Raw genomic sequence first — 23,954 nt, forward strand, 5'->3', positions numbered from 1 at the left:
TAGTTAATCCCGATAGCTAAATAATGAAACGGTATTCAGTATTGAATTTATTTACTGAATACCGTTACTTTTTAATTAATTAAGCTTCCATATAAGCTTCAATTGGGTCGCAAGTACAAATTAAGTTACGATCTCCATAAGCATCATCTACTCTTCTAATTGAAGGCCAGAATTTGTTGTCTGAAATATACTCTAATGGGAAAGCTGCTTCTTGTCTTGTATAAGGGAAGTCCCATTCATTTGAGGTAAGCATCTGTAAAGTATGAGGTGCATTTTTCAATACATTGTTTAGCTCATCTTTATCAGCACTTTCAATTTCTTGCCTGATAGAAATCATAGCTTCACAGAATTGATCTAACGCCATTTTACTTTCACTTTCAGTTGGCTCAATCATAAGAGTACCAGCAATAGGGAAAGAAACTGTTGGCGCGTGGAATCCGTAATCCATCAATCGTTTAGCGATATCTACAACTTCAATTCCTTTTGCTTTAAACGGACGACAGTCCACAATCATTTCGTGAGCTGCACGACCTCTTTCACCTGCATAAAGCACTTCGTAATGTCCGCTTAATCTTTCTTTGATGTAATTGGCATTCAATATTGCGTGTTCTGTAGCTTTTTTCAAACCATTTACTCCCAACATACAGATGTATGCATAGCTAATTAAGCAAACCAACGAGCTACCGTAAGGAGCCGATGAAATTGATGTAATTGCCTGATCACCTCCAATTGGAATTACTGGGTTGGTTGGTAAAAACGGAACTAATTGTTCTGCTACACAAATAGGACCAACTCCAGGACCTCCACCTCCGTGAGGAATAGCGAAAGTTTTGTGAAGGTTTAAGTGACAAACATCTGCTCCAATAGCACCAGGATTGGTCAACCCTACTTGAGCGTTCATGTTTGCACCATCCATATATACTTGCCCACCATTTTCGTGAATAATACTAGTAATTTCGCGAATTGCAGATTCGTAAACTCCGTGTGTTGACGGATATGTAACCATTAAACAAGCAAGGTTGTCTTTGTGTTTTAACGCTTTTTCACGAAGATCGTTAACATCTATATTCCCTTCATCTGTAGCTTTAGTAACCACCACTTTCATTCCTGCCATAACAGCACTTGCAGGGTTTGTTCCGTGTGCAGAAGAAGGAATCAAGCAAATATTTCTATGTCCTTCTCCGCGTGATTCGTGATAAGCACGAATTACCATTAACCCAGCAAATTCACCTTGCGCACCACTATTAGGTTGTAGTGAAGTTCCAGCAAATCCTGTGATTTCAGTAAGTTGTTTTTCTAGTTTCTTTAAAACTGTTTGGTACCCTTCAGCTTGTTCTACTGGTACAAATGGGTGTACATTCCCCCACATTGGATCACTTAATGGCAACATTTCAGCTGCAGCATTTAGTTTCATAGTACAAGAACCCAATGAAATCATTGAATGATTTAATGAAAGATCTTTGCGCTCCAATTTTTTGATGTAACGCATCATGTCTGTTTCACTGTGGTACTTATTGAAAACTTCTTGTTGAAGGAATTCAGTTTTACGAGCTACTTCTTGTGGAATTTTATTTCCAGTTTCAAGTTCAGTTAACTTTTTAAAGTCTTTTTTAACAGCTTCAGCGAAAATAGCAAGTATTTTATTTAAGTCTTTTACTGTTGTAGTTTCATTTATCGAAATAGAAACTGTTTCACTATCTGGATAATAGAAGTTTACTTCTTTTGCTTCAGCTAAGAATTTGATTTTTGTAGCATCTGTTTTAATAGCTATAGTATCAAAGAAGGTATCGTTCACTTGCTCGAAACCTAATTCTTCTAATGCATTTGCAAGCGTAACTGCACTGTTGTGTACTTTTCTTGCAATATACTTTAATCCTTCTGGTCCATGGTAAACAGCGTACATACCAGCCATTACAGCTAATAATACTTGTGCAGTACAAATGTTTGAAGTTGCCTTGTCACGTTTAATATGCTGCTCTCTAGTTTGAAGCGCCATACGCAATGCACGGTTTCCGTCTGCATCTTTCGTAATTCCAATTATACGTCCTGGAATACTGCGTTTGTATTCTTCTTTTGTAGCAAAATAAGCAGCGTGTGGGCCACCATATCCTAATGGAATTCCAAAGCGTTGTGTAGTACCAACAACTACATCAACTCCATAATGTCCAGGAGACTCAAGCATCACAAGACTTAAAATATCTGCAGCAACCGCAACCTTAATATTGTTTGCGTTAGCTTTTTCGATAAAGTTTTTATAGTTGTGAACTTTTCCTGTTCTACTTGGGTACTGAAGAATAGCTCCAAAGAACTCATCAGCGAAATCAAAATCTTCGTGATTTCCTACAACCAATTCAATATCTAAAGGATTTGAACGAGTTTGTAATAACGAAAGTGTTTGTGGAAGAATATCTTCTGAAACAAAGAATTTAGAAGCGTTAATTTTTTTCTTATCTCTTTCACGTACATTATAAAGAAGCGACATAGCTTCTGCTGCTGCAGTCGACTCGTCAAGAAGAGAAGCGTTTGCAAGCTCCATTCCTGTAAGGTCACTAATTACTGTTTGAAAGTTTAATAATGCTTCTAGCCTACCTTGTGCAATCTCTGCTTGATAAGGTGTATAAGCAGTATACCATCCTGGATTTTCCAAAATATTACGTTGGATTACAGGAGGAAGAATAGATTGGTGGTATCCTAAACCAATGTATGTTTTAAATAATTTATTTTTAGACGACAATTCTGTGATATGCTCTAAATACTCCTGCTCACTCATAGCCGTTTCTAGGTTGAGGGGTTTTTTTAGTAGAATATCGTCTGGAACGGTTTCATAAATTAGTTGGTCCATAGAGCTTACACCAACTGTTTCAAGCATCTCAGGAAGGTCACTTTCCCTTGGGCCAATATGTCTTAATGCAAAAGAATCTGTGTTCATAAAAATTGCCGAATTTTAATCCTTAGCCTTATTGATTGCCAAATAAAACGATCAAAAAAACTTAGGATTTATATAATAATAACATTTAGATTTTTAATATGAGCAGACTATTAAAACTCAATAGTTTGCAATGCGGCGCAAAATTACGATTTTTAACGAGAATCAATTCCTTTTTAGTGATTTGAAAAATTAATTTTTTCAACTAAATCAATAGGTTACTAACAGTTTGTCTAATTTTGATATCATGAATTTTTTGAGGGGTGTTTTCAGGTTTTATATAAACGGCAGCATACACGTTGCTTTAGCTGTTTTAGCCTTCTTTTTCATAACCGCTTTAGAGTATAATTTAAAACCATCAACTACCACCTCAGCCTTTATTTTTCTAGGAACAATATCGGCTTACAACTTTGTAAAATACGCTTCAATAGCAGGTTTACATCACAGAAGTCTTACCAATTCTTTACGGGCGATTCAAATTTTTTCTGCAGTATGCTTGCTGCTCTGGATTTTTCTAGCGTTTCAACTTTCATTTACAACAATTCTCTTTATCGCATTATTTGGAGTCACAACGGTACTATATGCAGTTCCTTTTGCACAACACAGGAGTCTGCGAATGTTTTCAGGATTAAAAATATTTGTAGTTGCATTTGTTTGGGCAGGAATTACGGTTATTATTCCATTTATAGCTTCGGAATCAGCAATCACAACTGATGTGATTCTTACTTTTATACAACGTTTTTTAATTGTAGTTGTGCTTATTTTACCTTTTGAAATTCGCGATATTCAATATGATGCGGTAGCCTTAAAAACTATCCCACAACAACTTGGTATTAAAAACACTAAAAAAGCAGGTTTAGCTGCTTTATCAATTAGTTTATTTATTGAGTTTTTTAAGGAAGCATCAGAAGCTGCTTATATCACAAGTTTGCTATTATTCTCAATAATTCTAGGTTGGGCTGTATTTATTTCAAAAAAAGAACAGAAGAGATATTTCTCTTCATTTTGGGTTGAGGGTTTACCGATACTCTGGTTTGTAATGTATGTCACTCTTAAAACAATCTAAGAATTAAGCTTATCGGCTAGCTCTTTTTGAAGTTTCTCTTTTAACTGTAATTTACTTTCGGGATTAAGAGTTTTAATCTCTACAGCTTTTAAAGTATTTGTAAGTTTTTGATTCTTCCTCGCATATTTGTTACAAAGTTTACAAAGCAAGAGGTGTAGTTTAAGTTTTAATTTTTCGGATATACTAATCTCCTTATATTGGTTTTTGTCACACAAATATGCTGCTTCGTGACATTTTAAAAATAACTTCATAGAATATTAATTGTACCAGTTTTTTTCTAAACACTCCATCAAATTCTTACGTGCTCTGTGGATAATAACCCACAGATTAGACGGAGTAATATTGTATTCTTTACAAAGAACATCCGTATCTTGATTTTCGATTGTTTTCTTTTTAAAAATTTCGCCTTGTTTTGTTGGTAGTTTATTTAAGCACTTTATAATGGCGAGTCCCAGTTCACTATTCTCCATCCTATCTTCGGCTGTTCTGTCAAATAAATCTGCAGCATTTTCCTCAAGCCAATTACCTTCTATATCATCGTTTTTATATGAAACAAGAACTTCAGCCTTCCCTTTATTCGAATTTTTTTTACGGTAATAATCAATTATTTTCCGCTTTAAAATCGAAATAAGCCATGTGCGTTCACTAGCCTCACCTTTAAAATTGTGTTTGGACCTTAGTCCTGCTAGGAAAGTTTCTGAAATCAAATCTTGCGCAATCACAGCATCATTCACCCTTACAATTGTATAATTGTAAAGATAATCGGCGTAATTATCTACCCACTTACTCGGATTTAATACTTCCACTATATAATTGTTTTATCTTTTTCAAAATAGAGGAGGATATTAATTTAGACTTAAGTTAAGTTCTTATTTAACACCATAAGATACGTCAAAAAATTTAAACTTCATTATTAGGAGATTAAATTCATTAAAAGTTTTAATTTTACGTAAATTAACTTACAAACTTCCCAATGAAAAACCTTACAACAACCTTTATCTTATTCTTTTTTTTAGCAACTGCGGTAATTGCACAAAACAACAATTCATTTTACGCAACAATGAGTGGAGAGACTGCTTTAAAATTTAAGCAGCTGTACCCAAATGATATTCAAATATTAGATACAAAAAACAACGAATCTGCTGTTTATCTTACTGATGAAGTTTCTCACAAAATACACGAAAACGTTCAAGTTCACGGTCCAGGATATATTTTTAGACCTTCTAAAGAAAAGGCGCTACAAGCTTTAAATAGAGTTCAAAGCAGAAATTCATTTTTAGAATACACAATCACAGAAACCGATTTGGTAAATGAATGCCTAGATCTGGTTAATAACCAAAACATAGAAGATGATATTCTAGAATTGCAAGCTTACGGAACCCGTCATCACGAAACATCTCAAGGCGAACAATCTGTTCACGACTTAAAAGCCAAATGGGATGCTATGATTGCACAATCCGGCAGAACCGACATTCACACTCGTATTTACAATCATCAAAACACACCAATGCCTTCTGTAATTCTAACTATTGATGGAGCCAACACTCCAGATGAATATGTTATTATTGGTGGACATTTAGATTCAACTTCATTTTGGGATATTAATGATGCTCCTGGTGCCGATGATAATGCTTCAGGAATCTCTTCTTTAAATGAAATGATTCGTGTGCTTATAGCAAAGGAGTTTGTTCCAAATCGCACTATTGAAGTTATGGCTTATGCTGCTGAAGAAATTGGACTTGTAGGTTCAGAAGAAATAGCTTCAGAATATGCAAGCAACGGAATAAATGTTGGAGCCTATGTTCAGTTTGATATGACAGGCTACAATGGTTCTAACGAAGATGTTTGGATTTCTACAGATTGGTACAACAGTAGCGCATTAAACAACTTTTTGGTTGATTTAATGGATCATTATAACGGAACTGGTAACCACGCTTTTACCTATAACTTTACCGAATGTGGATACGGTTGTTCAGATCACGCAAGCTGGGCAAACAATGGTTACGAAGCAGCATTTCCTTTTGAAGCTAAATTCAGCGAGTCTAATCCAAAAATACATACAGATGAGGATGTTTATTCTTTTTTCGACACCCCTGAACATTCAGCAAAATTTACCAAACTAGGCTTACAATTCTTAATTGAAGCTGCCAAGCCACAAACAATGTCGGTAAATGATTTTTCAGAAAACGCTATTGCTGTATTTGTAAATGAAAACATACTTAATTACCGACTAAACAATCTAACTACAAACGTTGGCGATATCTCTATTTACAATATAGGCGGACAAAGTGTTATCAATGAAAAAGCAAATTCTCAATCTGGAATTGTTAATCTTACAGCCTTAGACAAAGGTTTTTACATTGTAAAATTCAACTTTACTAACGGTAGAACATTGAGTAAAAAGTTTATTCTAAATTAATTCTCGTAATCAACAGGACACCTTAATAGCTTGTCTATTTATATCAGTAGAATTCAAAATATTGCGACCCAAAACAACTTAAATCTAATTGAGGTTAAGCAACTTTTTGGTGGAGATATCAATGAAGTATTCCTACTGAAATGTAAAGAAGGGGATTTTGTAGTTAAATTGAATGATGCTACAAAATTCCCTAAAATGTTTACTGCTGAAACAAAAGGTTTAAACTATTTGAGAGATTCGAATAGTTTTAAAATCCCTAAGGTTTTAGCAAATGGGGAAATTGAAAACACCTCATATTTATTACTCCAATATATCTCAAATGGAGAGCTAAATGCTGGTTTTTGGGAATCTTTTGCCGATAATTTAGCAAAGCTTCACCAGGTAACACAAACAGATTTTGGATTAGACCACGATAACTATATTGGTAGTCTGCCTCAAAAAAACAACTTTAGTAAATCTGCTTCAGAATTTTATATAAGTAATCGGTTAGAGCCACAATTTAATATGGCGTCAGAAAATGGATTTCAGTTTAAAAAGCTAGCTAGCTTTTATAAAACCATTTCCAAAATAATCCCAAATGAAGCACCATCTTTAATTCACGGTGATTTGTGGAGTGGCAACTATATGGTCAGTAAAAAAAGTCAAGCTGTTTTAATAGATCCTGCGGTCGCTTTTGCTCCTCGGGAAATGGATATTGCAATGATGGAGTTGTTTGGAGGATTTTCAGAAGAATTAATCATCAACTACAATTCTATTTTTCCTTTAGAAAAAGGTTGGGAAGACAGGGTTTCTCTTTGGCAACTTTACTACTTACTCGTGCATCTTAATCTATTTGGAAGTAGTTATTTACCGAAAGTGAACTCAATTATAAATAAATATTCTTGATTTAATAAAAACGTGTCGCTTATCGCAAAACCAATCCTTTATGGTTAGCAAGTAAAATCGTGGAATTAATTCCTATTTTTGCAACTCAAATAAAAAAACGAATTAAATGAAAGCATATATCTTCCCTGGACAAGGTGCTCAATTCACTGGAATGGGTAAAGACCTTTACGATAATTCTGCGAAAGCAAAAGAATTATTTAATCAAGCCAATGAAATCTTAGGCTTTGATATTACCAAAATTATGTTTGAAGGTTCTGCCGACGAATTGAAGGAAACAAAAGTTACACAACCAGCTATATTTTTACACTCTACAATATTAGCAGAAGTAATGGGCGACAGATTTCAACCTGATATGGTTGCTGGACATTCATTAGGAGAAATTTCAGCTTTAGTAGCAAATAGAACCATAGCATTTAGCGATGGATTGCAGTTGGTTTACAAGCGTGCTTTAGCAATGCAAAAAGCCTGTGAGCAAACACCTTCGACTATGGCTGCTGTTTTAGGTTTAGAAGATCATTTAGTTGAAGAGATTTGTGCAAATACTCCAGGAATTGTAGTTGCTGCAAATTACAATTGCCCAGGACAATTAGTTATATCTGGTGAAATTGATGCTGTAGGCACAGCTTGTGAAAGTTTAAAAGAAGCAGGAGCACGTAGAGCACTTATCTTACCAGTAGGTGGTGCATTCCACAGCCCATTAATGGAGCCAGCAAGAGAAGAACTTGCTGCTGCCATTGAAGCTACTCAATTTACAGCTCCAGCTTGCCCTATCTATCAAAACGTGTCAACATTCGCAGTTACAGACCCTTCTGAAATAAAGAAAAATCTTATATTCCAACTTACAGCTCCAGTAAAATGGACTCAAAGCATTCAGAATATGATTAAAGATGGCGCAACAAAATTTATTGAAGTTGGACCAGGAAATGTATTACAAGGTTTGGTAAAGAAAATTGACCGTTCGGCAGAAACTGAAAAAGCAGAAATGTAAAGCAAAACTTCATATTTAAAATAATCTAAAACGTCGAAAGCCAATTTGCTCCGACGTTTTTTTATTCCTTTTCTAAAGATGTATTATTAATCTTAGCCTAGATATTAAAGGCTATACACCTATAACTCGATATCGAGTTCCCATTAATTTTCTATTTATTTTATTTTTTAAGGGTAACAATTTATAACCCGTGTTGATATAATGATATAACATCAAAAATATCAATACTATGAAAACTTTTTTATCAATTTTCAGCTTTGCAGTTCTAACTTGCTTAATATTTACTAGTTGCTCTTCTGATGACGACAGTACTATAAACGATGACACAAACAATTCACCATGTTTCAATTACAATAAAAATCTACTGGCTTTAAATACAGTATTCGACAACAATGTAAATGCTGTTATAGATTACAATTCGTTTCTTATAAACGACCTAGACAGTTCCGCTCCTATTTTTGAGGGAAGTTTAACAACTAATACCAATCTCACTTATCAATTACCTACAAGTACTTCCTTATATAATGATAATAGTAGGCTACACGGTATTCTTGTAACGAGAGCTGGAAAATATTTCACTTTCAACACAAATACGGGGACAGGACAGGAATTTACTACTCCATCAAATATAGCTGCACCTATAATTGTCGGTGGAGAAAGTTATGTAATTGAAGTTTCAAACTCTGGTTACGCAAATTCTGGAACCGACAATCACTTTTCTGTAAAACCATTTAATATGAGCAATGGAACTACAAGTACAGCACTTACAATTCCAGCGATAAACACCACTTTTAACAATAACAGTTTCTTTCACGTAGAATCTATGAGTGCAGCTTCAAACGGTGTAAACGAATTGTATTTTGTTTCAGGAACGAATTTGATAACCGTAAATGTATCTAATAATACAAGCTCTCATGTTGATTTATATCCATCATTTTCAAATACAGATTTTGTGAGATTTATCGGATTAGAATATTCTAAAAGCTTTGGACTGTTAGCAATAATGGATATGCCTGATATCAATTCGAGAAAAATCGTAAAAATAGATCCTACTAACGGAACGTATTCAGATTTACTTTCAATTCCGACAAATATAAATACTGAATTTTATTCTACAGTTTACAGTGAATGCAACAAGACTTACTATCTCACTTCTTTGGCTAACGGAAATACTGTACAAACCAATTATTTTGAATTTGATTTAGTGGCAAATTCAATTTCAAACACTCAGGTTTTCAACGATTATGTCTTTGGAATAGAACTTATAGATTAAAAAACCCTTTATAGAATTAGCCATAATACATCTTTGAAGGTTGAGGGGGCCTTCAAATTAAAAGCGAGTAGAAACAAAGTTTCTCTCGCTTTTTTTAGTAAACACTATGCTTTACTCTGTAATACTTTTACCTCTATTATAAAACTCTTTTCTTTCAAAATCTGGTACTAAGTCACCACCTGTAGCCCAAATGATATGGGTGGCATTGTTCATATTAATATTATTATTTTCGGCATACTCTGTTTTTGAAATAATCTGCGGACCGCATAAGCCAGCAGTAGCTGAAGGCTCTAAGAATATTTTTTCAGTGTCCATCAATTGACTTAATAGCCTAAAGAGACGATGATCTTCAAGAGTATAAATACCACTAATTAAATGTTCACTAACCGAAGTTGCAAATTTTGAAGGACGTCCTACTGCTAAGCCATCGGCCTCAGTTTTATTGTCTATCCCAATATCCTGTACACTAATATTACTCATTTCACCCGTAACTAAACCTGTTAACACCGCAGGTGAATGTGTAGGTTCTACAAAGAAACAATGTACATTATCGCCAAAAATTTGTTTTAGCCCAAAGGCAGTTCCTCCGGGAGAGCCACCAACACCACAAGGAGAATATACAAACAACGGATGCGAATCGTTCACCTTAATATTAGCTTTTTCTAATTGTTCCGCCAATCGAAGCGCCCCAACTGTATAGCCTAAAAACAGTTTTTTAGAATTTTCATCATCAACAAAATAAGCCATTGGGTCGGCTTTTGTTTTTTGTCTTCCTGCCAAAATTGCTTCACTAAAATCTCCTGCAAACTCTACTACTTGAACTCCTTTGGAGCGCAACAAATCTTTTTTCCAAGGTTTAGCATCGGCAGAAACATAAACCGTTACTTGAAAACCGAGCTTAGCACTAATAATTCCAATACTCAACCCGAGGTTGCCTGTAGAGCCAACGCCTATTTTATATTTGCTAAAAAATTGCTTGAATTTATCAGAAAGAAAAACTTCATAGCTATCTACTTTATTTAAGATTCCAGCCTTTAAGGCTAATTCTTCTGCATAGTGTAACACCTCAAAAAAACCTCCTCTAGCCTTAATAGATCCAGCAATAGGTAAGGCATTATCACATTTCAAAAATAAACGACCTTCAATCTTTGGCGATTCTTGGTTTAAAAGCTCTTTCATATTTTGAATTTCCTTTAAAGGAGATTCAAGAATGCCGTTTGTAGCTTCAGTTTCTGGAAAAGCTTTAACAAAAAACGGAGCAAATCGTTTCCACAATTCTTCCGCAGCCTGTATATCCTTCATTTTTATAGGAAATTTAGGCATTTCAGAATGGCGTTTCTTTTTGTCGTTAAGCCAAACCACAGGTTTTAAGTCGATTACTTCCTTGAGAATAGGCGACTTTTCTACAAATGAATCTATTTTATTTGATGAATACATTTTTTCTAGTTTTTATAATAAAACCGGTGATAACTTAATAACTAAATAGAATAGCAATTATGAATTTTTGGCTACACCTTCTACACGAGTAGCTGAATCAGCTTTGTTTAAGCTCAACCTAACAGTACTCGTTTCAAGTGCTTTTAAATCGTGTGGCACTCCACCTTCAAGCGCTACTAAATCACCTTTCTTTAAATTATGAATTGTCCCATTTACTCCAAAATCTATGGCGCCTTCAAAAATTTCCACCACAATTGGGAATGGCGTTTTGTGCTCTTTCATTACCTGACCTTCCTTAAAAGTAATCCTGATTTCCTTCCCTGAATCGGTATCTATTAAAACCTGAATCGCTGGTCTGTTTTCATTGTATTCTAGATTGTCTATAAGTGATGCTAGTTTCATAATTAATACATTTTTTAGTTTCGTTATTTAGAATCATTCAAAATTAAATAAAATTACCTTATTGTCCTAAATTAAAACAACAAGTTTTCTACTTATGATTAACCTCATAACTATTAGAAATCAGTTTTATGAAATTTGTTTAATTGTTTAAGAATGGATAAAAAAAATGCATAAAGGAATCGAAAATAAATATTTATCACTTACACCTCTTATTGAAGATCACGATGAGGTGATTCTTTTTTGTGAACGAATAAGAGAAGCGCTTCAAAGAAAAATTGATAGTAATCGGATTAAGGGTTATATCGATTGGTTTAAAGAAACTTATCTAGATCCACATTTTGAAATTGAACAAGAATTTATTTTTCCAATATTAGGGAATAATAATGTTCGAGTGAAAAGGGCTATTGCAAATCACCGACGACTAAATCGATTGTTTAATGAAACGTCTAGCCTCCATACAGTTTTTCACAAAATTGAAGAGGAACTAACTACTTATATAGGCTTTGAAGAACGCATATTATACCAAGAAATACGAGCTATTACTACTCAAGAAGCGTGGAAGGAAGTCGAGGAAAAACACTCCCAATTAAAGTTTTCGGATGATGAGTGGACAGACCGGTTTTGGGAGGTTTGATGTGTATATCTTAAATCAACTAAAATAAAAAACGCCGAATGATAAGGAATCATTCGGCGTTTCTTTTGAATTCAAAATTATGAATTCACAATTTTTCTAAGCACTTATAACACAATCTTCGCAATCTTTAATTTCACCATAATAGGTTTCGCGATATTTGTGTAATGTTTTAAAAGGGATGTTTAAAAATGTTTTTTTAATGTAAATCACACTTGTTGTGAACATTCCCATTTTTTGTGTAAATCGTTTTTCTGTTTTTGTTTGTCGTTTCACTGAAACTAACTTCATCATATTTTTTTTGACCCCCTTCAGCTCGCAAAGCATTCATTTTGAAGCAGAAGTCCAGAGTACTATTCGAGTGCAAAGAAACAAATATTAGCTCCTAATTCCAAAAAATGAGCGTTAAACCTATCTTAAGTTTAAATAAACGATTTTATAAACCCTTACGTTTTTATGAATTTTCACGTACTTTCAGCTCCCATTTCCAGGCAGATGCTAAGGCTTCTTCCATTGTTTTTTGTGCCTTCCAACCTAGTTCTTCATTAGCTTTTTTAGTATCGGCGTAAACAGAAATAACATCACCTGGGCGACGATCTACAATTTTGTAATTCAATTTTTCCCCTGTAGTTTTTTCAAACGAATTTACTACCTCCAGCACAGAACTTCCTCTTCCTGTACCTAAATTGAAAACTTCATAATTCGATTTGTTTTTTTCTGAAAGAAGGCGTTCTAAAGCAATAACGTGTGCTTTTGCTAAATCTACAACATGAATATAATCGCGAATACAGCTACCATCTTCAGTTGGATAATCGTCACCAAATACAGAAAGTTGTTCGCGAACTCCAGCTGCAGTCTGAGTGATAAACGGAACTAAATTTTGAGGCACTCCCGCAGGTAGCTCACCAATTAACGCAGTTTCGTGTGCTCCAATTGGATTGAAATAGCGTAGTGCAATAGTTTTTAAAGAAGAAACAGAACAAGTGTCCTTTAATATCTCCTCAGCAATTTGCTTGGTATTACCATAAGGTGAAGTAGCAGGTTTTACAGGAGCATCTTCGGTAATTGGCAACGAATCTGGCTCACCATAAACAGTGCAAGATGAACTGAAAATAAAATTATTGATATGATGAGTGTTACACTCCTGAAGCAAATAAATAAGAGTGTTTAGATTATTTTCGTAATACAATAATGGTCTATCTACACTTTCCCCTACAGCTTTACTTGCTGCAAAGTGAATAATACCATCAATATCATTATTGCGCTTAAAAAAGTCGGATACTGCCGCTTTCTCACGAAGATCCAAACGTTCAAAAGTGGGTGGAGTTTTAGTAATATCTGTAATACCTTCCAAAACGTCTAAAGACGAATTGGATAAGTTATCTATAATTACAACTTGATATCCTGTTTTTTGTAATTCAACTACAGTGTGACTACCTATATATCCTAATCCTCCTGTTACTAATATTTTTTTCATAATTCTACTCCTGTAACTCAGGCTATTTCTTTATTAATTATTCTCCATAAATTCGATGACAGTTTTTGTGATATAATCTATCTGCTCATCATCAAGCTCGGTATGCATTGGTAAAGAAATAACTTCTTTAACTAACTGATTGGTAACCTCAAAATCTTCCTCTTTATATCGCTCATCTTTGTAAGCCTTTTGAAGATGTAACGGAATTGGGTAATAAACACCGCAAGGAATTTCGTTTTCATTCAAATGTTTCACTAAAGCATCGCGATCTGCATCTACAATCTTTAAGGTGTATTGGTGGTAAACGTGACAGTTGCATCCATCTATTTCTTCATTCGAACACTTTCCACAGCCAGTAGGTGTGATGATGTTCTTATGATTTTTAAAAGCTTCAGAATACTTTTGAGCTGCGATTTTTCTAGCTTTATTGTAGTCATTTAAATGAGGTAATTTTGCACGAAGCACAGCAGCTTGAATAGAATCTAATCTACTATTAACGCCTACAACATCATGGTGATAACGTTCGTACATACCGTGATTTACAATGCCGCGAATTATGTGCGCCAAATCATCGTCATTTGTGAAAATTGCTCCACCATCACCATAACATCCTAAGTTCTTAGAAGGGAAAAATGAAGTAGAAGCAACGTGCCCAATAGTACCAGTTTTTTTCTTAGTGCCATCTTTTGAAGTATAATCTGCGCCAATTCCTTGGGCGTTATCTTCAATTACATAAAGATTGTGTTGTTCAGCAACTTCCATAATTTCATCCATATTGGCCGCTAGACCAAAAAGATGTACAGGAACAATAGCTTTTGTTTTTGGAGTAATAGCTTTTTTAATTGCTTCAATATCAATATTGAAGTTAACCGGATCCACATCAACTAAAACCGGAGTTAACTGTAAAAGTGCAATAACTTCTACAGTTGCGGCAAAAGTAAAATCGGCAGTGATAACCTCATCACCAGGTTTTAAGCCAAGACCCATCATAGCAATTTGAAGGGCATCGGTACCGTTTGCACAAGGAATAACGTGTTTTACCCCAAGGTAATCTTCAAGCTCCTTTTGAAATTGGTGAACTTCTGGACCATTTACGAAAGCTGTAGTTTCAATTACGTTCATAATAGAACTATCTACACGCTCCTTAATATTTTTATATTGACCCTTAAGGTCTACCATTTGAATTTTTCTCATTTTTTGTAATAGTATTGAATTTGTAAAATTACGAAAAATGAAGTTTGTAAACTTCAACTTAACGAGTTATTGGCGATTTAGATTATTGAGAGGATATTTTAGAATTTGGATGTCGAATTTTGGTATTTTTACACGCGATGCACATAATCTATAACCTACTTATTTATTTAGCCTCCTTCGCCTTGAGGATTGTGGCGCTATTCAGCAAAAAAATAAAATTGTTTGTTGATGGCAGAAAAGATGTGGTGCATATTCTTGGTAAAAACATCTCGACTTCCGATAAAACTATTTGGTTTCACTGCGCATCCTTAGGTGAGTTTGAACAGGGAGTACCGATTATGGAGGAGATGAAAAAGGCAAAACCCGATCATAAAATCATAGTTAGTTTCTTTTCACCTTCGGGTTATGAGATTAAGAAAAACACATCTTTAGCAGATGTAGTTGTTTATCTACCTATGGACACACCTTTAAATGCTAAGCGATTTATAGATGCTATACATCCATCGCTTTCAATTTTTGTAAAATATGAGTTCTGGCCAAACTACCTTCTTCAATTAAAAAAGAAAAACATCCCTACCCTACTTGTTTCTGGGGTATTCAGAGATAATCAAATCTTTTTTAAACCTTATGGAGGATTTATGCGGAAAGCGCTAAAAAGTTTCAACCACTTTTTCTTACAAGAAGAAAATTCGGTTAAACTATTAAATAGCATAGGTTTTAAAAACACAACCTTAAGTGGCGACACTCGATTTGATAGAGTATCTCATCAAATTGAAATGAACAATACGCTAAAGTTTGCTAAGGAATTTAAAGGAGACTCACTTTGTATTGTTTGCGGGAGTACTTGGCCAGAAGATGAAGCTGTACTTTTAGATTATATAAATTCAGCACCAAGAAATGTGAAATTTATTATTGCGCCTCATAAAATTGAACAAAGTAAAATTGAGGCGTTTACCGAAAAACTATACAAACAAAAAGTTATTCTTCATTCACAGAAAGACGATGTTAATCTCGCCGAATACTCCGTATTAATTATTGACTGCATTGGTCTTCTTACCAAGTTATACAGCTATGCAGATATAGCCTATGTAGGTGGTGCTATGGGTAGAACGGGATTACATAACATTTTAGAACCAGCAACTTTTGGAGTGCCTATTATAATTGGAAAGAATTACAATGAGTTCCCCGAAGCCATACGACTCCGCAATTTAGCTGGCCTATTTTCAATTTCAAATCCCCTAGAACTTAGTGATGTTTTAACAAAGTTGGTCTCTGACGCAAACTATAGAAAGAAAACAGGAATGATTAGTGGACACTTTGTTAACTCAAACACTGGAGCCACCAATAAAGTGCTGGATTACATTGCCAAACACCACAATTAAACCCTCATTTATTTCACGATTTACGTCGTACTTATTTAAAAATCCTCTTTTATATTAGTAATTCTTTCACATTTTTTAGTATTTAATTACCATAAGTGTATTTTTAATTACCTTAGATTTGTCCAAACAATCTAATTAAATCTATATATGAAAAAATTAATTTTATTATTTGCTATATCTGCTGTAGCACTTGGTTCTTGTCGTGAAACTAAAACTGAAACTAAAGAAGTAATTCGCGAAGTAAAAGTTGAAACTCCTGAAAAAACAGACAACGAGGGAATTTTAGAAAGAGCTGCTAAAAAAGTAGACAAGGAAGTAAATGAAGAAATAGACAAAACAATTGATGAAATCGGAAACGACTAATCACTTTGTAATTTTAACATAAACTAATCACTAACTAAAACTAAATCAAACAATGAAAAAATTAACAATGATTGCCTTATTTGCAGGATTTTTAACAGTTTCTCTTACATCTTGTAGAGATCAAGAAACTAAAGAAGAAACCTTAGAAGAAACTTTAATTGAGGACATGCAAGACAAGGGCGCAGATATTAAAGTAAAAGACGACGGTGACAAAATTAAAATGAAAACCGAAGACGAAAAGGTGAAAATTAAAACCGACGAAGACGGTGATACTAAAATTAAAGTAAAGGATAGAGACTAATTTTCATCTTGCCTATACAAATTAAAGGATGCCCAGAAATGAGCATCCTTTTTTATTTCAACCCGCTTATCTGTCCTTTTAATTCATCCATAGATTGCTGCAATTGTCTTAGCAAACTACTTTCTGAAGGCTCATCTACACCGAAGCTCAACTTACTATTTACCATCCAAAGCTCTTGAATGTCTCTTACTTTTACTTCTATAGGTAAATAACTTTCGTTTAGTGAAATCAGCCTAATAGACTGAGGGTTACCAGGTATTTTCTGTAATTTTTTCACTAAAACAGAATCTCTTAAAACAACAATATAAATTTTAGAATCGGTAGCCTCATTAATACTTGCTACTGCCCTACCTAAAACCCATTCATTAGGTTTTATATTTGGCAACATACTATCTCCTTCTACTTGAAAACCTCTATATGAGGCATTTCTATATTCTGGCAAAGGAATATTAAATGCTGGTAAAGTTTGATACCAACCTGTATCCTGAATGTTGTTAGGATAACCAGCCGCAGCTTTTTGATTCACTAAAAGAATACTGTCATTGCCTTCGGTATCTAAAGTGATAATTTTTGGACTAACATCTCCTCTGGAAGAATCGATGTGCTTCTCATAACTTTTGCCGTAAAGCCACAATGGATTAATATTAAATTGCGCCATTAACTCCATTACTACTTTCCCAGTAATTTTTGTTTTACCACGCTCAATATCAGCGGTGGTAGACCCAATATCTAAAAGTTCAGCAAACGATTGCTGGGTGTGTCTTTGTTCTTCGCGAATTTTCTTAAATCGCTGTGCCTCAATGGTTAGTTTAGATTCCATACACAAATATACTTCATTTTGGAATATATCCAAATTAATTTTGGATTTAAACCTACTTTCTAGGATTATTTCCTTAATTTTGGCAATATTCCAATATTGTATGGATTTTAAAAGAATAAATGAAAAGTTAGAAATACTGGCAGACGCAGCAAAATATGATGTTTCCTGCTCGTCTAGCGGTAGTAATAGAAAGAACACATATAAAGGTTTAGGCAATAGCAATGGCATGGGAATATGTCATAGCTATACCGAAGACGGCAGATGTGTTTCGCTATTAAAAATACTCTTAACCAATCACTGCATTTTTGATTGCGCTTACTGTGTAACTCGAAAAAGTAACGACATAAAACGAGCTGCTTTTAAAGTTCAAGAAGTGGTAGATCTAACTATTAATTTTTACAGAAGAAATTATATAGAAGGCCTGTTTCTTAGCAGTGGAATTTTCAAGAATGCCGATTACACCATGGAGCGTCTAATTGCAGTGGCAAAAAAGCTCAGGCAAGAAGAAAATTTCAACGGTTATATTCATTTAAAATCTATTCCCGGTGCGAGTGATGAATTGATGCGAGAAGCCGGACTTTATGCAGATAGACTGTCGGTGAATATTGAAATTCCAACTGAAAAAGGTTTAAAACTCCTTGCACCTGAAAAGGATAGAAAGGATTTTATAAAACCTATGGAAAAAGTGAAAAATGAAATCATTCAATATAAAAATGAAAAGAAACTTCTGAAAAAAGTTCCCATTTACGCTCCCGCTGGGCAAAGTACTCAAATGATAGTTGGGGCTAGTGGCGAAACCGATGCTGAAATAATGTACACTTCAGCATATTTTTACAAATCGTTTAATCTAAAAAGGGTTTATTATTCGGGCTACGTCCCAATCAGCAACGATAGTCGCTTACCCACAATCGGATCGGCCGTTCCAATCTTGCGCGAAAACAGACTCTACCAAACCGATTGGCTTCTTCGCTTTTATGGATTTGACGTTCGTGAACTGTTAAACAAAGAACACCCAAATCTAGAGTCGGATATAGATCCAAAATTAAGTTGGGCGTTGAGAAATCTAGATCAGTTTCCTATAGATGTCAATAAAGCTGATATGAGAATGTTATTACGCGTGCCAGGCTTAGGACTAAAATCTGTAAATAAAATTATCAAGGCACGCAGATATCGAAAGTTAAATTGGGAAAACTTAAAATCTATTGGAGCTTCCTTAAACCGAGCTAAATATTTTATTGTTTGCGATTCTACTACTTTTGAAACAAAGGATAGAACCTCCGCACAACTCAAAAGCATAATTCTATCAAACTCGAGTTCCAAGTTTTCGGCAACTTTAAGCAATCAATTAAGCCTTTTCGACAATCCGAATACACTATCTGCGTGAAAACCATTTTAAAATACGATGGTTCTTTTGAAGGTCTTTTGTCGAGTGTGTTCTATGTTTATGAACACAAGTTAAAAGAAGTTTCAATTATAAAAGAAGAGCACTACGAACCTAACTTTTTCGACCATAGCATAACAATACTTTCTGAACCAAAAAAAGCCAAGCGAGTCTGGCAGGGCTTGTCTAAGAAAATATCACCTAAGGCGAAGACTAAGCTTTATAAAGCATTTTTAAGTGAAACCTTAAATATTGAAAATACTATTCTCTATTATATAAGAAAAGCGTTATCCGCGAGTGTAAGTATAGAAAATGATTTTACCGATTCGGAAATTTTACATTTAGAAAAAACCGTAAAAAAGGTAGATAGAGAAAAACACAGAATGGATGCATTTGTACGATTTCAACTTACTAAGGACGGAATATACTTCGCTACAATAGAACCAGATTTTGATGTTTTACCTTTAAACACATCCCACTTCAAAAGTAGATATGCAGATCAAAGGTGGTTGATTTACGATATAAAAAGAAATTATGGAATATTTTACGACTTATTAAACGTTCAAACCATTACCTTAGAGCTATCAAAAGATATCCACAGAGGAGATAAAGCTTCTTTATATTTTACGTATGAAGAAATAGAGTTTCAAAAGCTATGGTTCAATTACTTTAATAGCAGTAATATAGGCTCAAGAAAGAATATTAAGCTACATATTAAGCATATTCCTAAGCGGTATTGGAAATTTTTAACAGAAAAAAAATTTTGAATCATTTTTTTACTTACTTTTGCTCATTATTAATCACTAATATATTACCAAAATGAAAAAAATATTTTTATCACTTGCAGCTCTTGCTTTAGTTGCTTCTGTTTACTCTTGTAGAGAAACTACTGAAGTAAAAGTTGACGAAACTGCTGAGTCTATTGAAACTGAAACTGAAAACGCACTAGATAACGCTGGTGACGCTATTGATGATGCTGTTGATGCAACAGGAGATGCAATGGAAGATGCAGGAGATGCTATCGAAGATGCTGCTGAAGACACTAAAGATGCTGTAGAAGACGCAACTGACGGTCAGTAAGCAATAAATTTGCTATAAAATTTAAGCCTTTTCTTAATTGAAAAGGCTTTTTTTTGCATTATAGTTTAATCGAAGATTATCTTAACATCTTCTCTCTTTCTTCTCTAATTGGAATCCTAGTCCATTTTTTATCCGATTCAGACTTACTGCTCGCTTCAGTAATTACCTTGGTATCTTTTATTTTTTTGAGATTTAGTTTTTTCTCTCGAGAAATAAACAATCCAGAAGTTAGTCTATTCTTATATTTTAAATGGTGAACAAATATTGGCAATGGTTCGGTTGGCTTCCACTTATTCTCTGTAAGCGCTATTCGGATAAAAGTTAGATCGGGATTGTTGTCCTGTGGTCTAAACCTGTTTAGGTTTTCTATATATTCACGATAGTAATCTTTAAAGAAAACATAGTTGAAATCGAGGTTGTCTAATTTTTCATAGAACTCCTTAATATCATCTAAAGCCCTGGAAGCTCGCTGTGGATTTGAAAACCTATGTCTAAATTCAACGATTAAGTTGTGGAACTTTCGCTGTTTTTCGATGAGTGGTTTTGTGCCAAGAGAAAGAATATTCAATATCAAATTAGCCATTAGCTTTTAGCATTTTGATGAATGGCAAATTTACGGAATAGAAGAGAATTAGGGAGAAATAAAAGGTTAATAAATAACAGATAAAAAAAATCCCCAATGTTTTACAACAAAGGGGATTTCGTACTCGAGGCGGGACTTGAACCCGCACGACCAAATGGTCACAGGATTTTAAGTCCGGCGTGTCTACCAATTCCACCACTCGAGCTTAAAAGAGGTTGTCTAATACAACCTGGACTTAACAAAAACACCGAAAAACGGGATTTCAGTTGAGCGAAAAACGGGATTCGAACCCGCGACCTCCACCTTGGCAAGGTGGCGCTCTACCAACTGAGCTATTTTCGCGTATTCTTAAAAACCGAAACAAGCACCTCCAATAAATTTGAAGATACTCTATTTTCTCAATTTTACCTGAGAAGGTTATTTTCGCAAGATTTTTAATGAACGTCGCTTCTTATTCAAAGCGGAGGCAAATTTATAAATTTTACTTCAATCACAAAGTGTTTTTTGAGAAATTATTTTCAAAATTTACTTTTTTATTTTTAACGTTGCATTCCGCTCTAACATTCGCTTAATTTCATTTAGCTTCATTAAAGCTTCCACAGGCGTAAGTGTATCAATATCAATATCTAATATTTCTTCACGCAATTCTTCAAGCAGAGGATCGTCTAATTTAAAAAAGCTCAATTGCATTTCATCTTGTGAAATAGACTTCATTTCTTCAGTCAATTCTTCCGATCCGTGATTTTTTTCTAGCCTTTTTAAGATTTTATTTGCGCGCTGAAGGACCGTTTGTGGCATTCCAGCCATTTTTGCAACGTGTATCCCAAAACTGTGATGACTACCACCAGGAATCAATTTTCGCAGAAAAAGCACATTGTCTTTTAATTCCTTTACCGAGACATTGAAATTTTTGATTCGCTCAAAAGTTTCAGTCATTTCATTCAACTCGTGGTAATGCGTAGCAAAAAGTGTTTTCCCGCGAGAAGGATGCTCGTGTAAGTATTCACTAATCGCCCAAGCAATCGATATCCCATCATAAGTACTAGTACCACGTCCAATTTCATCTAATAGAATTAAACTGCGCTCCGATAGGTTATTTAGAATACTTGCTGTTTCATTCATTTCAACCATAAAAGTAGATTCGCCCATCGAAATATTATCGCTAGCCCCTACTCTGGTAAAAATTTTATCTACACAACCCATCCTAACAGCCGATGCAGGAACAAAACTCCCCATCTGTGCCAACAATACTATTAAAGCTGTTTGCCTAAGTATTGCCGACTTACCACTCATATTAGGACCGGTAATCATAATAATTTGTTGAGATTCCCTATCTAAGAAAACATCATTTGCAATATAAGGGGAATCGGGTGGTAATTGCCTTTCAATAACGGGGTGACGTCCGTCTTTTATTTCTAAATCGAAGGAATTATCAAGTAGCGGACGACTATAGTTCGCTTCTTTAGCCTGAGTTGCGAAAGAGCACAAACAGTCTAATTGCGCTATCAAGGCAGCGTTTTGCTGTACTGAAGCTATATATTCTAGCATCCACTCTACTAACTTAGCAAAAAACTCTTGTTCTAAGGCTAAGATTTTTTCTTCAGCACCAAGAATTTTAGCCTCGTATTCTTTAAGTTCTTCGGTTATATAACGCTCGGCATTTACAAGGGTTTGCTTGCGTATCCACTCTGCTGGTACTTTGTCTTTATGAGTGTTTCTAACTTCAATATAATATCCGAAAACATTATTTGAACCTATTTTAAGAGAAGAAATACCTGTGCGATTGGTTTCACGCTCTAGCATTTCATCTAAATATCCTCTACTATTTACTGATATATTACGAAGGTCATCAAGTGTTTCTGAAAAACCTTCTGCAATTACATTTCCTTTAGCAACATTTACAGGTGCTTCTTCAAAAAGTGTTTCTTTAATTTTATTTCGTAGCAGTTCACAATCGTGTAATTGTTCGCCTATAATTTTTAGCGATTCGTTCTTTGAGTTTAACGATAGTGCTTTAATAGGCACAATGGCTTCCAAAGAGTTTTTTAACTGAATAACCTCTCGCGGATTTACTTTAGCAGTGGCAACTTTAGATATCAGTCGCTCCAAATCGTTAATCCGCTTTGTGTATTGTTGAATTTTCTCTAAAACTGCAGGATTCTCAAGTAGAAAGCTAACAACTTCGTGTCGTCTATTTATTTTTTCAACGTTTTTCAGTGGCAGCGCCATCCAGCGTTTTAAAAGCCTTCCACCCATTGGTGAAATAGTTTTGTCTATAACATCTAAAAGCGTAACAGCATTCTGTTGTGTGGAGTGATACAACTCTAAATTGCGAATTGTAAATCGATCCATCCAAACATATTCGTCTTCGGCTATTCTAGACAACCTTGAAATATGCTGAAGCTTGGTGTGTCTAGTTTCACTTAAATAATGAAGCGCAGCCCCTGCAGCAACAATCCCTTCTTCTAAATGATCAACTCCAAAGCCTTTTAAGTTTTTGGTGTTGAAATGCTTCGTAAGGGTTTCAAAAGAATAATCTCCTTGAAAAATCCAGTCTTCAAGGTGAAACACGTGATATTCATTTCCAAAAGTTTCAGCAAAAAGCTTGCGTTTCTGTTTTGAAAAGAGCACTTCAGATGGGCTAAAATTCTGAAGTAATTTATCTACATATTCTGCCGGGCCTTCAGAAACTAAAAACTCACCTGTAGACACATCTAAAAATGAAACACCAATATTTTGTGATTTGGCCGATCCCTTTGAAGCACCGAAATGCACCGCAGCTAAAAAGTTATTTGATTTTGATTGAAGAATATCATCGTTAAAGGCAACACCTGGAGTAACCAATTCGGTCACTCCGCGTTTTACAATGGTTTTGGTCATTTTTGGATCTTCCAACTGATCACAAATTGCCACACGACAACCGGCCATAACCAACTTTGGCAAATACGTATTTAGTGAATGATGAGGAAATCCTGCAAGCTCCATCTTATCGCCCCCATTATTTCGTGCCGTAAGAGTGATGTTTAATATTTTGGCAGCACGAATAGCATCTTCACCAAAGGTTTCATAAAAATCCCCTACACGAAACAACAGCAAAGCATCTGGATACTTAGCTTTAATATTGTTGTATTGCTTCATTAATGGGGTAACCTTCTTCGCCATAACTCTAATTATTCTTTAACCGATAAAAGTAACGAAATTGCAGTTTCCTTTAAAATGAAGTGTATATGAATTATCTTGTTTTATCAACAATAAACCGAGATTTTGTAAAACTCGCGTTGAATGATTTTTTAATTCACCTTTTTCTTAACCCTATCTTTTTATGAAGTAGCACAAACTAGCCTTC

The 23,954-nt window shown here is 34.6% G+C and carries 23 protein-coding genes and 2 tRNA genes; 12 read left to right on the plus strand and 13 right to left on the minus strand.

All coding sequences use genetic code 11. The annotated features are described in order from the left end of the window. Positions 1–79: 79 nt before the first annotated feature. On the minus strand, positions 80–2,929 hold the full coding sequence (gene gcvP, locus FHP04_RS00115) for an aminomethyl-transferring glycine dehydrogenase (RefSeq protein ID WP_139853806.1): 2,850 nt from the start codon (positions 2,927–2,929) through the stop codon (positions 80–82). A gap of 244 nt (positions 2,930–3,173) precedes the next feature. Here gcvP and FHP04_RS00120 point away from each other — a divergent pair, with 244 nt between their 5' ends. Further along, positions 3,174–3,992 carry a UbiA prenyltransferase family protein gene (locus FHP04_RS00120; RefSeq protein WP_139853807.1) on the plus strand — a complete coding sequence of 273 codons (819 nt, stop codon included), beginning with the start codon at positions 3,174–3,176 and terminating at the stop codon, positions 3,990–3,992. Here FHP04_RS00120 and FHP04_RS00125 read toward each other — a convergent pair. Both FHP04_RS00125 and FHP04_RS00130 read right to left on the minus strand, forming a co-directional pair. Beyond that, on the minus strand, positions 3,989–4,243 hold the full coding sequence (locus tag FHP04_RS00125; protein ID WP_139853808.1) for a hypothetical protein: 255 nt from the start codon (positions 4,241–4,243) through the stop codon (positions 3,989–3,991). The genes FHP04_RS00120 and FHP04_RS00125 overlap by 4 nt on opposite strands. A 6-nt stretch (positions 4,244–4,249) precedes the next feature. Continuing rightward, positions 4,250–4,798, minus strand: coding sequence for a sigma-70 family RNA polymerase sigma factor (locus FHP04_RS00130; protein WP_139853809.1), 549 nt, complete (start codon positions 4,796–4,798; stop codon positions 4,250–4,252). Positions 4,799–4,965: 167 nt separating this feature from the next. Between FHP04_RS00130 and FHP04_RS00135 the strand changes: the two genes are divergently transcribed. From FHP04_RS00135 to FHP04_RS00150, 4 genes are all read left to right on the plus strand, one after another. Continuing rightward, positions 4,966–6,411, plus strand: coding sequence for a M28 family peptidase (locus FHP04_RS00135; RefSeq protein WP_139853810.1), 1,446 nt, complete (start codon positions 4,966–4,968; stop codon positions 6,409–6,411). 30 nt (positions 6,412–6,441) lie between these two features. Then, entirely contained in the window at positions 6,442–7,296 is an 855-nt protein-coding gene (locus tag FHP04_RS00140; protein ID WP_246051376.1) for a fructosamine kinase family protein, read from the plus strand. A 106-nt stretch (positions 7,297–7,402) separates the two neighbouring features. After that, positions 7,403–8,284: an ACP S-malonyltransferase gene (fabD, locus tag FHP04_RS00145; RefSeq protein WP_139853811.1), complete on the plus strand. Its 882-nt coding sequence runs from the start codon at positions 7,403–7,405 to the stop codon at positions 8,282–8,284. Positions 8,285–8,513: 229 nt separating this feature from the next. Then, positions 8,514–9,557, plus strand: coding sequence for a hypothetical protein (locus FHP04_RS00150; RefSeq protein ID WP_139853812.1), 1,044 nt, complete (start codon positions 8,514–8,516; stop codon positions 9,555–9,557). Between the two features lie 111 nt (positions 9,558–9,668). Here FHP04_RS00150 and FHP04_RS00155 read toward each other — a convergent pair whose 3' ends face one another. Together FHP04_RS00155 and FHP04_RS00160 are read right to left on the minus strand one after the other, a co-directional pair. Next, complete coding sequence (locus FHP04_RS00155) at positions 9,669–10,994, minus strand: D-serine ammonia-lyase (RefSeq protein WP_139853813.1); 1,326 nt, start codon at positions 10,992–10,994, stop codon at positions 9,669–9,671. Between the two features lie 57 nt (positions 10,995–11,051). Further along, positions 11,052–11,396 (minus strand): cupin domain-containing protein, encoded by a 345-nt coding sequence (locus tag FHP04_RS00160; protein WP_139853814.1) that lies wholly within the window; start codon positions 11,394–11,396, stop codon positions 11,052–11,054. Positions 11,397–11,562: 166 nt separating this feature from the next. On the opposite strand from FHP04_RS00160, the gene FHP04_RS00165 reads away from it, so the two are divergent. Next, the gene (locus tag FHP04_RS00165; protein WP_139853815.1) at positions 11,563–12,030 is read left to right on the plus strand and encodes a hemerythrin domain-containing protein; all 468 of its coding nucleotides are present in this window, start codon (positions 11,563–11,565) and stop codon (positions 12,028–12,030) included. Positions 12,031–12,126: 96 nt separating this feature from the next. On the opposite strand, the gene FHP04_RS00170 is transcribed toward FHP04_RS00165, so the two are convergent. From FHP04_RS00170 to FHP04_RS00180, 3 genes are all read right to left on the minus strand, one after another. Then, a complete protein-coding gene (locus tag FHP04_RS00170; protein WP_139854400.1) occupies positions 12,127–12,318 on the minus strand; it encodes a hypothetical protein in 192 nt (63 codons plus the stop codon). A 163-nt stretch (positions 12,319–12,481) separates the two neighbouring features. Continuing rightward, positions 12,482–13,504, minus strand: a complete 1,023-nt coding sequence (gene galE / locus FHP04_RS00175; RefSeq protein WP_139853816.1) for a UDP-glucose 4-epimerase GalE — start codon at positions 13,502–13,504, stop codon at positions 12,482–12,484. A 33-nt stretch (positions 13,505–13,537) separates the two neighbouring features. Further along, positions 13,538–14,698 (minus strand): DegT/DnrJ/EryC1/StrS family aminotransferase, encoded by a 1,161-nt coding sequence (locus tag FHP04_RS00180; RefSeq protein ID WP_139853817.1) that lies wholly within the window; start codon positions 14,696–14,698, stop codon positions 13,538–13,540. A 137-nt stretch (positions 14,699–14,835) separates the two neighbouring features. Here FHP04_RS00180 and FHP04_RS00185 point away from each other — a divergent pair, with 137 nt between their 5' ends. From FHP04_RS00185 to FHP04_RS00195, 3 genes are all read left to right on the plus strand, one after another. After that, positions 14,836–16,080, plus strand: coding sequence for a 3-deoxy-D-manno-octulosonic acid transferase (locus FHP04_RS00185; RefSeq protein ID WP_139853818.1), 1,245 nt, complete (start codon positions 14,836–14,838; stop codon positions 16,078–16,080). 147 nt (positions 16,081–16,227) lie between these two features. Further along, positions 16,228–16,443, plus strand: coding sequence for a hypothetical protein (locus FHP04_RS00190; RefSeq protein ID WP_139853819.1), 216 nt, complete (start codon positions 16,228–16,230; stop codon positions 16,441–16,443). A gap of 52 nt (positions 16,444–16,495) precedes the next feature. Beyond that, positions 16,496–16,744: a hypothetical protein gene (locus FHP04_RS00195; RefSeq protein ID WP_139853820.1), complete on the plus strand. Its 249-nt coding sequence runs from the start codon at positions 16,496–16,498 to the stop codon at positions 16,742–16,744. Positions 16,745–16,796: 52 nt separating this feature from the next. Here the strand turns inward: FHP04_RS00195 and FHP04_RS00200 are convergent, their stop codons facing one another. Next, complete coding sequence (locus FHP04_RS00200) at positions 16,797–17,564, minus strand: LexA family transcriptional regulator (protein ID WP_179951764.1); 768 nt, start codon at positions 17,562–17,564, stop codon at positions 16,797–16,799. Positions 17,565–17,664: 100 nt separating this feature from the next. Between FHP04_RS00200 and FHP04_RS00205 the strand changes: the two genes are divergently transcribed. Genes FHP04_RS00205 through FHP04_RS00215 form a run of 3 tightly spaced genes read left to right on the plus strand, consistent with a single transcriptional unit; the run spans position 17,665 to position 20,025 of the window. After that, entirely contained in the window at positions 17,665–18,948 is a 1,284-nt protein-coding gene (locus FHP04_RS00205) for a putative DNA modification/repair radical SAM protein (RefSeq protein ID WP_139853821.1), read from the plus strand. Next, positions 18,945–19,712, plus strand: a complete 768-nt coding sequence (locus tag FHP04_RS00210; RefSeq protein ID WP_139853822.1) for a TIGR03915 family putative DNA repair protein — start codon at positions 18,945–18,947, stop codon at positions 19,710–19,712. Before FHP04_RS00205 ends, FHP04_RS00210 begins: the two co-directional genes overlap by 4 nt. A 52-nt stretch (positions 19,713–19,764) precedes the next feature. Beyond that, entirely contained in the window at positions 19,765–20,025 is a 261-nt protein-coding gene (locus FHP04_RS00215) for a hypothetical protein (protein ID WP_139853823.1), read from the plus strand. A 76-nt stretch (positions 20,026–20,101) separates the two neighbouring features. Here the strand turns inward: FHP04_RS00215 and FHP04_RS00220 are convergent, their stop codons facing one another. The 4 genes from FHP04_RS00220 to mutS all read right to left on the minus strand — a co-directional run bounded on the left by FHP04_RS00220 (position 20,102) and on the right by mutS (position 23,770). Then, positions 20,102–20,608: a hypothetical protein gene (locus FHP04_RS00220; RefSeq protein ID WP_139853824.1), complete on the minus strand. Its 507-nt coding sequence runs from the start codon at positions 20,606–20,608 to the stop codon at positions 20,102–20,104. Positions 20,609–20,729: 121 nt separating this feature from the next. After that, a tRNA-Leu gene (locus FHP04_RS00225) sits at positions 20,730–20,813 on the minus strand. A 64-nt stretch (positions 20,814–20,877) separates the two neighbouring features. Continuing rightward, positions 20,878–20,950: transfer RNA gene (locus tag FHP04_RS00230), tRNA-Gly, on the minus strand. 183 nt (positions 20,951–21,133) lie between these two features. Continuing rightward, on the minus strand, positions 21,134–23,770 hold the full coding sequence (gene mutS, locus FHP04_RS00235) for a DNA mismatch repair protein MutS (protein WP_179951765.1): 2,637 nt from the start codon (positions 23,768–23,770) through the stop codon (positions 21,134–21,136). Positions 23,771–23,954 lie beyond the last annotated feature (184 nt).

Source organism: Aequorivita sinensis (assembly GCF_006346335.1).
In the GTDB taxonomy this organism is placed as follows: domain Bacteria; phylum Bacteroidota; class Bacteroidia; order Flavobacteriales; family Flavobacteriaceae; genus Aequorivita; species Aequorivita sinensis.

Excerpts from the sequence above, each read along its gene's own strand:
- FHP04_RS00220 (WP_139853824.1), bottom strand. The coding sequence starts at position 20,608 with ATGGCTAATTTGATATTGAATATTCTTTCTCTTGGCACAAAACCACTC.
- FHP04_RS00125 (WP_139853808.1), bottom strand. The coding sequence starts at position 4,243 with ATGAAGTTATTTTTAAAATGTCACGAAGCAGCATATTTGTGTGACAAA.
- FHP04_RS00200 (WP_179951764.1), bottom strand. The coding sequence starts at position 17,564 with ATGGAATCTAAACTAACCATTGAGGCACAGCGATTTAAGAAAATTCGC.
- FHP04_RS00195 (WP_139853820.1), top strand. The coding sequence starts at position 16,496 with ATGAAAAAATTAACAATGATTGCCTTATTTGCAGGATTTTTAACAGTT.
- FHP04_RS00180 (WP_139853817.1), bottom strand. The coding sequence starts at position 14,698 with ATGAGAAAAATTCAAATGGTAGACCTTAAGGGTCAATATAAAAATATT.
- FHP04_RS00170 (WP_139854400.1), bottom strand. The coding sequence starts at position 12,318 with ATGAAGTTAGTTTCAGTGAAACGACAAACAAAAACAGAAAAACGATTT.
- FHP04_RS00190 (WP_139853819.1), top strand. The coding sequence starts at position 16,228 with ATGAAAAAATTAATTTTATTATTTGCTATATCTGCTGTAGCACTTGGT.
- FHP04_RS00165 (WP_139853815.1), top strand. The coding sequence starts at position 11,563 with ATGCATAAAGGAATCGAAAATAAATATTTATCACTTACACCTCTTATT.
- FHP04_RS00155 (WP_139853813.1), bottom strand. The coding sequence starts at position 10,994 with ATGTATTCATCAAATAAAATAGATTCATTTGTAGAAAAGTCGCCTATT.
- FHP04_RS00205 (WP_139853821.1), top strand. The coding sequence starts at position 17,665 with ATGGATTTTAAAAGAATAAATGAAAAGTTAGAAATACTGGCAGACGCA.
- FHP04_RS00215 (WP_139853823.1), top strand. The coding sequence starts at position 19,765 with ATGAAAAAAATATTTTTATCACTTGCAGCTCTTGCTTTAGTTGCTTCT.
- galE (WP_139853816.1), bottom strand. The coding sequence starts at position 13,504 with ATGAAAAAAATATTAGTAACAGGAGGATTAGGATATATAGGTAGTCAC.
- FHP04_RS00160 (WP_139853814.1), bottom strand. The coding sequence starts at position 11,396 with ATGAAACTAGCATCACTTATAGACAATCTAGAATACAATGAAAACAGA.
- mutS (WP_179951765.1), bottom strand. The coding sequence starts at position 23,770 with ATGGCGAAGAAGGTTACCCCATTAATGAAGCAATACAACAATATTAAA.
- FHP04_RS00150 (WP_139853812.1), top strand. The coding sequence starts at position 8,514 with ATGAAAACTTTTTTATCAATTTTCAGCTTTGCAGTTCTAACTTGCTTA.
- FHP04_RS00135 (WP_139853810.1), top strand. The coding sequence starts at position 4,966 with ATGAAAAACCTTACAACAACCTTTATCTTATTCTTTTTTTTAGCAACT.
- FHP04_RS00120 (WP_139853807.1), top strand. The coding sequence starts at position 3,174 with ATGAATTTTTTGAGGGGTGTTTTCAGGTTTTATATAAACGGCAGCATA.
- fabD (WP_139853811.1), top strand. The coding sequence starts at position 7,403 with ATGAAAGCATATATCTTCCCTGGACAAGGTGCTCAATTCACTGGAATG.
- FHP04_RS00185 (WP_139853818.1), top strand. The coding sequence starts at position 14,836 with ATGCACATAATCTATAACCTACTTATTTATTTAGCCTCCTTCGCCTTG.
- gcvP (WP_139853806.1), bottom strand. The coding sequence starts at position 2,929 with ATGAACACAGATTCTTTTGCATTAAGACATATTGGCCCAAGGGAAAGT.